Source organism: Sphingopyxis sp., from assembly GCF_019459305.1.
In the GTDB taxonomy this organism is placed as follows: domain Bacteria; phylum Pseudomonadota; class Alphaproteobacteria; order Sphingomonadales; family Sphingomonadaceae; genus Sphingopyxis.
Window position 1 is genome coordinate 1 of sequence record NZ_JAIBES010000098.1, and the last position, 8,736, is coordinate 8,736.

The 8,736-nt window shown below is 65.0% G+C and carries 12 protein-coding genes; 1 reads left to right on the forward strand and 11 read right to left on the reverse strand.

Features of this window, described 5'->3' with window-relative positions; translation table 11 throughout:
* Positions 1-143: 143 nt before the first annotated feature.
* Both K0M74_RS11875 and K0M74_RS11880 read right to left on the reverse strand, forming a co-directional pair.
* Positions 144-629: a hypothetical protein gene (locus K0M74_RS11875; RefSeq protein ID WP_293972364.1), complete on the reverse strand. Its 486-nt coding sequence runs from the start codon at positions 627-629 to the stop codon at positions 144-146.
* Complete coding sequence (locus tag K0M74_RS11880) at positions 626-1,000, reverse strand: VOC family protein (RefSeq protein WP_293972367.1); 375 nt, start codon at positions 998-1,000, stop codon at positions 626-628. Before K0M74_RS11880 ends, K0M74_RS11875 begins: the two co-directional genes overlap by 4 nt.
* Before the next feature lie 62 nt (positions 1,001-1,062).
* On the opposite strand from K0M74_RS11880, the gene K0M74_RS11885 reads away from it, so the two are divergent.
* On the forward strand, positions 1,063-1,605 hold the full coding sequence (locus K0M74_RS11885; protein ID WP_293972370.1) for a winged helix-turn-helix transcriptional regulator: 543 nt from the start codon (positions 1,063-1,065) through the stop codon (positions 1,603-1,605).
* A 28-nt stretch (positions 1,606-1,633) separates the two neighbouring features.
* Here K0M74_RS11885 and K0M74_RS11890 read toward each other — a convergent pair whose 3' ends face one another.
* From K0M74_RS11890 to K0M74_RS11930, 9 genes are all read right to left on the reverse strand, one after another.
* On the reverse strand, positions 1,634-3,220 hold the full coding sequence (locus tag K0M74_RS11890) for a GMC family oxidoreductase N-terminal domain-containing protein (RefSeq protein WP_293972373.1): 1,587 nt from the start codon (positions 3,218-3,220) through the stop codon (positions 1,634-1,636).
* Positions 3,221-3,303: 83 nt separating this feature from the next.
* Positions 3,304-3,624, reverse strand: a complete 321-nt coding sequence (locus tag K0M74_RS11895) for a hypothetical protein (protein ID WP_293972376.1) — start codon at positions 3,622-3,624, stop codon at positions 3,304-3,306.
* A complete protein-coding gene (locus K0M74_RS11900) occupies positions 3,621-4,535 on the reverse strand; it encodes a sterol desaturase family protein (protein WP_293972379.1) in 915 nt (304 codons plus the stop codon). Before K0M74_RS11900 ends, K0M74_RS11895 begins: the two co-directional genes overlap by 4 nt.
* A complete protein-coding gene (locus K0M74_RS11905; RefSeq protein WP_293972382.1) occupies positions 4,528-4,935 on the reverse strand; it encodes a hypothetical protein in 408 nt (135 codons plus the stop codon). The genes K0M74_RS11900 and K0M74_RS11905 overlap by 8 nt, the downstream gene beginning before the upstream one ends.
* Positions 4,932-5,366, reverse strand: a complete 435-nt coding sequence (locus K0M74_RS11910) for a TIGR01244 family sulfur transferase (RefSeq protein WP_293972385.1) — start codon at positions 5,364-5,366, stop codon at positions 4,932-4,934. The genes K0M74_RS11905 and K0M74_RS11910 overlap by 4 nt, the downstream gene beginning before the upstream one ends.
* A gap of 45 nt (positions 5,367-5,411) precedes the next feature.
* Positions 5,412-6,224: a sterol desaturase family protein gene (locus tag K0M74_RS11915; protein ID WP_293972388.1), complete on the reverse strand. Its 813-nt coding sequence runs from the start codon at positions 6,222-6,224 to the stop codon at positions 5,412-5,414.
* A gap of 76 nt (positions 6,225-6,300) precedes the next feature.
* Positions 6,301-7,371: an AraC family transcriptional regulator gene (locus K0M74_RS11920; RefSeq protein WP_293972391.1), complete on the reverse strand. Its 1,071-nt coding sequence runs from the start codon at positions 7,369-7,371 to the stop codon at positions 6,301-6,303.
* 70 nt (positions 7,372-7,441) lie between these two features.
* Positions 7,442-7,747 carry a UrcA family protein gene (locus K0M74_RS11925; RefSeq protein WP_293972394.1) on the reverse strand — a complete coding sequence of 102 codons (306 nt, stop codon included), beginning with the start codon at positions 7,745-7,747 and terminating at the stop codon, positions 7,442-7,444.
* 147 nt (positions 7,748-7,894) lie between these two features.
* Positions 7,895-8,736, reverse strand: an 842-nt coding sequence (locus K0M74_RS11930) for an RQC domain-containing protein (RefSeq protein ID WP_293972397.1), incomplete at its 5' end; no start/stop codon positions are given.

An 8,736-nucleotide genomic window follows, 5' to 3' on the forward strand; every position in this document is an offset into this window, starting at 1 on the left:
GATGGGCTTAAAACTAAACCCTTTAAATCTGGCTTTTTTTTGCCTATTTTTATATTGCCAAAAAAAAATGTGGGGCGGGGGCCGAATCTCCGGCCCCTCTTTTTTTGTGCGCAATATAGAATTCGCCAAAAAAACGCCTGATTTCAGGGTTTTCGTTGAAAGCGCAGCGCCGCACAGACGCGCCAGCTGCCATTATCTTTTAGCACCGAATCGGTGGCGGTCATCCGATCGGGCGCTTCCAGAACATAGGTCGATCGACCGATTTCAACATCGGCGCTGCCCCAAAGATTATGCCATTCCGACCCCGTGACACGCCCGCCGATCGGCCGCGTCCGGCCGCTGTTGTCGGTCCAGCTGCCGCGCACCCGGCCCTTGCCATCGACGCTGTAAATCGCTTCCGCCGCATAGTCGATCGGCGGCGTTTCCGGGACCGCCAGTCGATAGGCAAGCGCCGTCGCACTGCCATCGGGCGCCGCGACGATAACCAGCGTTGCGGTCGCCGCTTTGCCGAACGCGGTCCCCTCGCCGGTCCATGTCCCGAGCCAGGCGGAGAGCGATGGCGCCGGATCTTCCGCCGCAGCGGGGGCCGCGATCGCCAGCAGCGCCGCGATCCCCCACTGCGCCATCATGCCGCCATTTCCGAGCGCGAAAACATGAAGGCGTTGCCGTCGGGATCGTAGAAGGTGATCAGTTTCACCATACCGGGGATATGCTGGATGTCGCCATCCTGCCGTACCCCCTCGGCGTCGAGATGGGCTTTGGCCGCGTCGATATCGGCAACCTCGAACACATTGGTCGCGCCGCCGCCCTGCACCACGCTCTCGACCTGGCTGAGGCCGATATTAACTCCCGCCATCGGGGTCGCGAGTTCGCACCAACCGATCTCGTCAACGCGGTAGAGCAGTTTGCAGTGCATCACCCGCTCGTACCAGGCGATCGCCGCGGTCATGTCGGTCACCCCCATCGAACAGGTGAGTTCGGATCCGATTTCCAATGCCATCTCGCAGCCCCCCTTTGTCAACGCCCTTGCGTCAATGGTCTGGTTTGTATAGTTACTTGTAAATGCCGTCAAGCCTGCCCGATCCGCTCCTGCTCCAGCTCGGCAGCCACCGCTGGCTGGTGCCGTTGCTCGCCGATCTGGCGGGGCATCGCGGCGCGCGCTTTGTCGAACTGATCCACCGGCTGGGGCTGCCGCGCGACAGCCTGACGCGCACGCTGGAAGCCGCAGCGACGATCGGCTGGGTGCAGCGCAACCCCGGCCACGGCCACCCGCTGCGCCCCGAATATATCCTCACGGAAACCGGCGCCGCCGCAGCCGCGCGCGCGGCGAAAATTGCCGCGGCGCAAACCGCGATCGGCCTGCCCCCGGGCGCCGCGACGCGCTGGAGCTTGCCGCTGGTGGCAGGGATCGGCGCAGGTCACGACCGCTTCAACGCACTCTCACGGTTGCTCGTCCCCGCCACGCCGCGCGCGTTGTCGCAGGGGCTGTCGGCGCTCAGCAAGCGCGGGTTGGTGCGGCGCGAGGTGATCGATATGCGGCCGCCGACGAGTCGCTATGACCTGACGCGGAGCGGGCAATTGCTGGCGGAGGCTTGCGCGGTCTAAAGCCCTTCCCCTTCTGGGGAGGGCGAACCTAGGCCAGCGCCGCCTTCACACAATCCGCCGCGCGTTCGCCGATCATGATGCTCGGCGCATTGGTGTTGCCCGACACCAGCCGCGGCATGATGCTCGCGTCCGCAACCCAGATCCCGTCGATGCCGTTCAGTTTCAGCGTCGGATCGACCACCGCATCGGCGTCGCTGCCCATCCGGCACGTGCCGACGGGATGATAGACGGTGTCGGCGCGGCTGCGAATCAGCGCGTCGAGCGCGGCATCGTCATCGAGATCGACCGGATGCCGGTCGCTCCCCGCATAGTCGCTGAGCGGCGGCGCCGCGACGATGCGGTGCATCATCCGCACGCCAGCCCTTAACGTCGCGATGTCGCGATCGTCGGTCAAAAAGCCCGGATCGATGGCGGGTGCCGCCGCCGCGTCCCCCGACGCCAGCCGCACGGTGCCGCGGCTTTCAGGGCGCAGCACGCAGGCGTGGCATGAAAAGCCGTGGCCCTTGACCTTGGCCCGGCCATGGTCCTCGAGCATCGCGGGGACAAAATGATATTGGATGTCGGGCGCAGGCAAGTCGGGGTGCGATTTCCAGAAACCCCCCGCCTCGGCGAAACAGGTCGTCATGACCCCCGTCCGCTTGGTTCGATGTTCGAAGATCGCCTTCACCATTCGCCAGGTGCCGGCAAGGCTGTCGCCGAGCGGATCGCCCGAGCGCGTTTCCCAGCTCGACACATAGTCGATATGGTCCTGTAGATTGTCGCCAACCGCGGCGCGGTCGAGGGCGACGTCGATCCCCATGTCCTGCAAATGCGACCCCGGACCGATGCCCGATAGCTGAAGGATCTGCGGCGACCCGAACGCCCCCGCCGACAGCACCACGCCGCCGCGCGCGCGCAGCGTTTCGCGCTGCGACCCGCGGCGGATCACGACCCCGGTGGCGCGCCCATCCTCGACCAAAATTGTTTCAACCAATGCCTTTGTGCGAATGTCGAGGCTGGCGCGCCCGCGCAGCGGTTCAACATAGGCGCGCGCCGCCGACCAGCGTTCGCCGGCCTTTTGCGTCACCTGATACAGCCCGAAGCCTTCATTGTTCGGCTGATTGAAATCGGCAGTACGCGGCAATTGCAGCGCCGCGGCGCTCTCGATGAAACGCCGGCTCGTTACATTAGGCCAGCGCTGGTCCATCACATTGAGCGGTCCGTCGCCGCCATGAAATGCGTCGCCGCCACGCTCATTGCCTTCGCTGCGTTTGAAGTACGGCAGCACATCGGCATAGCTCCACCCCGTCGCACCGAGCGCCGCCCACTGGTCGTAATCGAATTGGTGGCCGCGGATATAGACCATCGCGTTGATCGCGCTCGACCCGCCCAGCCCGCGTCCGCGCGGCTGGTATCCGGTGCGCCCGTTCAGCCCCTTTTGCGGCAGCGTATCATAACGATAGTTGGACGATTTCGGGATGAAGGGCATGAACCCCGGCGTCTTGACCCGGACAATGTCATTGGTCCCGCCCGCCTCGACCAGGCACACCGTCCGCGTCCCATCCTCGGCGAGCCTTCCCGCCGCGGCGCTCCCCGCGCTGCCGCCACCGATAACGATGATGTCGAACTGATCCATGTCCCGCTCCCCTCGCCACCCGTTCGGTGGTCAATCGGGACTTACATGAATGTCATTAAGCGATGTGGCAAGGGGTATGCGTGTCAGACACAATCGCCTGTGAAGCATGTGGCCAAGAGAAACGCCGACGCCAGAATGACGGGCAGCATCAAAATGAGCGCGATCATCAGCATCGCGCAGCCCCCGGCAATCAGCCGTCCGTCACCGCGCCGCCAAGCAAGAGTGGCGCTCAGCAGGTAAAGTGGCACGGCAGCGAGAACGACCGGACCCGACAGCCTGCTCAAATGCTTGCCGCCATAATAAGCAATCAGAAGGAGGACCGGGGGAATACTGCCCGCGACGAAAGCAACTACGTCCCAATATTTCCAACACGCAACGCGGCTTAGCGCCGACCGCAGGCTCACTCCGCCGCGTCCTCACTCGCTCGCCCGGCCGCCCAGCGGTCCTTGATCATAGCACTCGTCGCGCGGCTGCCGTCGTGGCTCCAACCCGGTTCGCGCCACATATAGGACAGCTTGTGCTTCCACGGCGCCGCCCACACATCCTTCGCGATCCCGACCCATTCGTGCACCGCCGCCCACAAGATGTTGAAGCTGCCGAGCTGCTTGACGATCCCATAGCGCACCGGCTCGTCATCACGTTCGGCAACAAAGCTGCCGAACATCTTGTCCCAGATGATGAAGACGCCGGCATAATTGGCGTCGAGATAGCGCGGGTTGACGCCGTGGTGGACGCGGTGGTGCGACGGGGTGTTCATCACCGCCTCGAACCATTTGGGCAACCGCTTGATCGCCTCGGTATGGATCCAGAACTGGTAGATCAGGTTCAGCCCCGCACAGAAGAACACCATCGCGGGCGGAAAGCCGATAAGGAACAAAGGCAGCCGGAACAGGAAGGTCAGGCTGAAAAAGCCCGTCCACGTCTGCCGCAGCGCCGTCGACAGATTATAATGCTGCGAGCTGTGGTGGATGACATGGCTCGCCCAGAACCAGCGGACCCGGTGCGCGCTGCGGTGAAAGGCATAATAGGCCAGATCGTCGAGGAAGAAGCAGAGGATCCACGCCCACCACCAGCTGGCAAATTCAATGCCGATGTCGAACAAGTGGAACTGATACACCCACACCGACGCCGCGATCACCCCGGCGCCGACCAGCGCCCCCGCGACCTGGCTGCCGGTGCCGAGCATCAGCGAGGTCAGCGTATCGCGCGTCTCGTACCGGCTTTTGTCGGCGCGCAGCGAGATGATCATCTCGGCGATCAGCAGCAGGATGAAGGCGGGCACTGCATAGGTGACGGGATCGGGAAGCTTATCCACAATTGAGATCCCGCATCCGGCTCGCCCACATTCCGGCTTCCTTGCCCAGATGCAGGGTCACCGCGCCAAACGTTTTTTCGGGCATCGTCAGGGTCAGGAAATCCTTGTCGAGCCGCCCCATCACGCTGGCGTCGATCGGCCGTGCTGCGAAATGATTGCCATGCGCGCGCACCAGCAGCTGGCGTCCCTCAGCGTTGCGGACGATCGCGGCAAAGCCCGCACGGTCGCGCGCGACCTCGATCCCGCGGAACCCCGCCTCCGCCTCTTCGGCGAGCCGGATCGCATGCGCATCATCTTCGATGCGCGGATCGGCCCCGAGCCCCATTTTTTTGACCAGCCACACGACAAACAGCACGGCGACCACCGATCCGCCGAGCTGGGCCAGTTCGGCGAGGGTCACCGCTCGCCCGCCAACGCGTCGAGCATCGGGCGCAACCCCGACAGATCATAGCCAGCATTGCCCGCCGCCTCGCAAATCGCATCGACATCGTCGCCCGCGCGCGCGCGGGTCAGCGCCCACAAATGCGTCGAGCGCGTCCCCGAGCGGCAATAGGCCAGCACCGGCCCAGTCGCCCCCGCCAGCACCGCGTCGAGCGCGTCGAGCTGCGGATGGCTGAATCCAGCATGGCCGATGGGAATCGCGGCATAGGCCAGTCCTTCGGCAGCGGCAGCCCCGGCAATATCGTCACCCTGCGGCGCGTCGGGCTCCTCGCCATCGGGGCGGTTGTTGACGATCATCGCAAAGCCCGCGGCCTTCGCCTCGACCACATCCTCAAAGGAAATCTGCGGGGCGACGCTATAGTCGGCGGACAGGGTACGAAAATCGCTCATGGCCGCGATGTATAGGACGCGCGGTTTGACTGACAAGCGTGAAAGCTATGCGGTCGCGGGCGCGGCCTCGTTGTCGCGCATCGCCGACTCCGCCACGACCGCGTGAAACCGCGCGGCATAATGCGGATGCTCGGTCCCCATCATCCGGTCCCACCAGGTGAAATAGAGGCCGTAATTGCGGTTGAAGCCGCCGCTGTGGTGCAGGTCGTGGTGCGTCGTCGTGTTGATCCAGCGGGTCAGCGGCGTCGACAGCCACCAGCGCGGGTGCAGCTCGAACCCGGCATGCCCCATCGCGTTGCGGACGATCTGGAACAATATCCACGTTAGCATCACCCACCCCGGAGTCGCGACGAAGAATAGCCAGATCGGCACGAAGGCGATCATCACAAAGGCTTCGGGAACGGCGAAGCTGTACGCGGCCCATGGCGTCGGGGTGATCGAGCGATGATGCGCGCGGTGAAAGGTCTTGAACAAGCGCGGATGGTGCATCGCGCGATGAACCCAATAGAAATAGGCATCGTGCGCGACAATAATCGCCGCGAGCAGCGCCAGATCGCCCGCCCAGCCATAGCTGCCCTCGAACCGGTGCAGCACCCCGGTGTCGACGCCCCAGATGATGAACGCCGACACCAATGTATAGACTCCCACCGTCTGCACAGACTGCGCAAATTCGCGGCGCTGGTCGGCCAGCGTCGCCTCGCGCGCCTGGATCTTGCGCGTTCGGAGCGTCGTGCGGCGCAGCCCCCACACGATCGCCGCGACGGCCGCGGCCGCAATCAGATAGCGCCCGAAGTCGAACGCAAAGACAAACGGCCCCTTGGTCAGCAGGATGTGGAGCGGCGGAAGGGCGTCGAGCATCGGACAATCCTGTCAGTAGCGGATACCCCAGTGGAGCACGCCCGCCGCGTCCCCGCTCCGCAATGGTAGAAATCGGCTAGCCGATTTCGGAATTGCCCAGTCGCGCCGCCGCGGCCCGGGCGCGATAATCGGTCGGGGTCATTCCCTCGGCATCGCGAAAGGCGCGGTTGAACGGACCAAGTGAACCGAAGCCCGCGTCGAGCGCGATGGTCAGGATCGGCACCTCGCGCTGCGCCGGATCAGCCAGCGCCGCGCGAATCTCGTCGAGGCGAAAGCCGTTCAGAAAGGCGGTGAAATTACGAAACCCCATCTCGCCATTAATCGCGCGGCGGACGCGATATTCGGGCTCGCCCAGCCGCGCCGCGAGCATCGCGATCGAAAAGCCTTCGGCCCGGTAAGCACGCTCCTCGGCCATTACCGCGCGCAGCCGCTGCGCGAGGGGCGACGGTGCTGCGGCCGGTTCGGCGCGTTTGGGCAGCGGCCCCGGCGAAGCAAACAGTTCGGCCAGCCGAAAGCGATACAGTCCGACCGATACGATGAAGGTGGCAATCACGATCGCAATTAGGGTCAATGATCGCCCGAGGTCGGGACTGGCGTCGCGGTTGTGAAACATCTCGATAAAGGTCGCGAGCAGGATGAAGCCACCAATCGCGCAGACGAGCGCCGCGCGAAATCCCCGCCGCGCCTCGATCAAATCATTGGCGCGCCCGCGCCATGCGATCCACATGCCCGCCACCGCAAAGGCGAACATGCCGATCCGCACCAGCACCCAGAGTTCGAGGCTGAACCAGTCCAGGCTGGCGATCAGCGCAATCTGGATCAGCGGCAGCATTCCGAAGGCGGCAACGAGCAACCAGCTGCGCCAGCCAATCCGCTGCTGGTCGTCGAACCACAGCCGCACGAACAGCCAGAACAAGGCGGGGACCATCACTGACAGCGCGTCGCAGATCGCATAGGGTAAGCGCGCGGCTTCCTCGATCCGGAAGATCGGAACCAGCAGATACGCGATGATCGTCAGGTTCATCGCGATGGCAACGCGCGCGGCCAGCACATCATGATGGTCGCGCGCCAGGATCGCGATCCACAGCAGGAACAGCGCGATGGCGCCGCCACGAATCATCGGATCGAGGATCAGCAGCGCCGTCATCGCATCTTGCTACTGCAAGCGGTGCTGGCGCGCCACCGTCGACGACGCGTCCGCCATCGGGCAGCGGGGCTCATTGCGAAGCGAGTTGCTGCTGCTGGCGGGCGCGCTGCTTTTGCAGCGCCAGCCCGCGCATCGTGTCGCGGCATTCACGCGCCGCGCGGCGCGCCTTGACCGTCAGATGCTCGACATCGTTGCGACACGCCACCTTCGCGGCGCGCGCGATCCGGCGCTGCGCCGTCGTCACGTCGGAGGGCGCGCTGAGATCGAGCGCGTGCACATCGACGCGGACGGTCGTGCGAGCGTCGGACGCCTGTGCGGTCATCGGCAGCGCGGCAAGACAGGCCGCGACAAGCGCGCGGATGAGGGGAGAGCTCATGGTCATAATCCTTTCATTGGTCGGCACCGCAAAGGCGATGCGGCCCGATGAAAGGCGATGTGGCGACAACTGCAGCGCCGGTCGCGCCGCGTTCCGAATTTGACTAGCCATTTGCGAAATCGACCATCTGCGCGGCAGACCGCAGGGTCAGAAGTGACGGATTACCGACAGAAACGCATCGCCCCACGCCTCCAGCTTCTTGGCGCCAACCCCCGGAATCGTTCCCATCGCGTCCAGCGTCGCGGGCTTTTCGATCGCCATTGCGCGCAGCACCGCGTCGTGAAAGATCACATAGGGCGGCACATTGGCTTCGGCCGCCAATTCGCGCCGGACGCTACGCAGCGCGTCGAACAGCGGATCGCCGATCGGGTTGGCGGCCCCGACACCAGCGCCGCCGCGCGCCTCGCGCTTGGTGCGCTTGACCGGCGGCTCGGCGATCAGCACCGGCGCCTCGCCCTTCATCATCGCGCGCGCGCTGGGGCCGAGCATCAGCCCGCCATGCTCGGTCGTCTCGAGCGCCTCGCGCGCCACCAGCGTGCGCACCAGCGGCTTGATCAGCCGTGCCTCGTCGCTCGCGACAATTCCGAACACCGATAATTTGTCGTGGCCACGCCCCACGATCCGTTCGTCGCTGCGCCCGGTAAGCACCGCCTCGATATGCCCCGCGCCATAGCTTTGGCCGGTGCGATAGACCGCCGAGAGCAATTTTTGCGCGAGCACCGTCGCGTCGACCTGCGCTGCGGGGTCGAGGCAATTGTCGCAATTGCCGCAGCGGCCCGGCGGACTTTCGCCGAAATGGCGCAGCAACTGCGCGCGGCGGCACTCGACCGTTTCGACCAGCGCCGCCAGCGCGTTGAGCCGCACCCGCTCGCCAGGCACCCGCGCTTCGGGCAATTCGGACAATCGCATCCGCGCCTTGGCAAAATCGTCGGCGCCCCACAACATCATCGCCTCGGCCGGGTCGCCGTGGCGCCCCGCGCGCCCCGGGT

Coding starts and splice junctions, on each gene's coding strand:
- K0M74_RS11915 (WP_293972388.1), bottom strand. CDS start 6,224: ATGCTCGACGCCCTTCCGCCGCTCCACATCCTGCTGACCAAGGGGCCG.
- K0M74_RS11910 (WP_293972385.1), bottom strand. CDS start 5,366: ATGAGCGATTTTCGTACCCTGTCCGCCGACTATAGCGTCGCCCCGCAG.
- K0M74_RS11890 (WP_293972373.1), bottom strand. CDS start 3,220: ATGGATCAGTTCGACATCATCGTTATCGGTGGCGGCAGCGCGGGGAGC.
- K0M74_RS11875 (WP_293972364.1), bottom strand. CDS start 629: ATGATGGCGCAGTGGGGGATCGCGGCGCTGCTGGCGATCGCGGCCCCC.
- K0M74_RS11880 (WP_293972367.1), bottom strand. CDS start 1,000: ATGGCATTGGAAATCGGATCCGAACTCACCTGTTCGATGGGGGTGACC.
- K0M74_RS11885 (WP_293972370.1), top strand. CDS start 1,063: ATGCCGTCAAGCCTGCCCGATCCGCTCCTGCTCCAGCTCGGCAGCCAC.
- K0M74_RS11920 (WP_293972391.1), bottom strand. CDS start 7,371: ATGACGGCGCTGCTGATCCTCGATCCGATGATTCGTGGCGGCGCCATC.
- K0M74_RS11925 (WP_293972394.1), bottom strand. CDS start 7,747: ATGAGCTCTCCCCTCATCCGCGCGCTTGTCGCGGCCTGTCTTGCCGCG.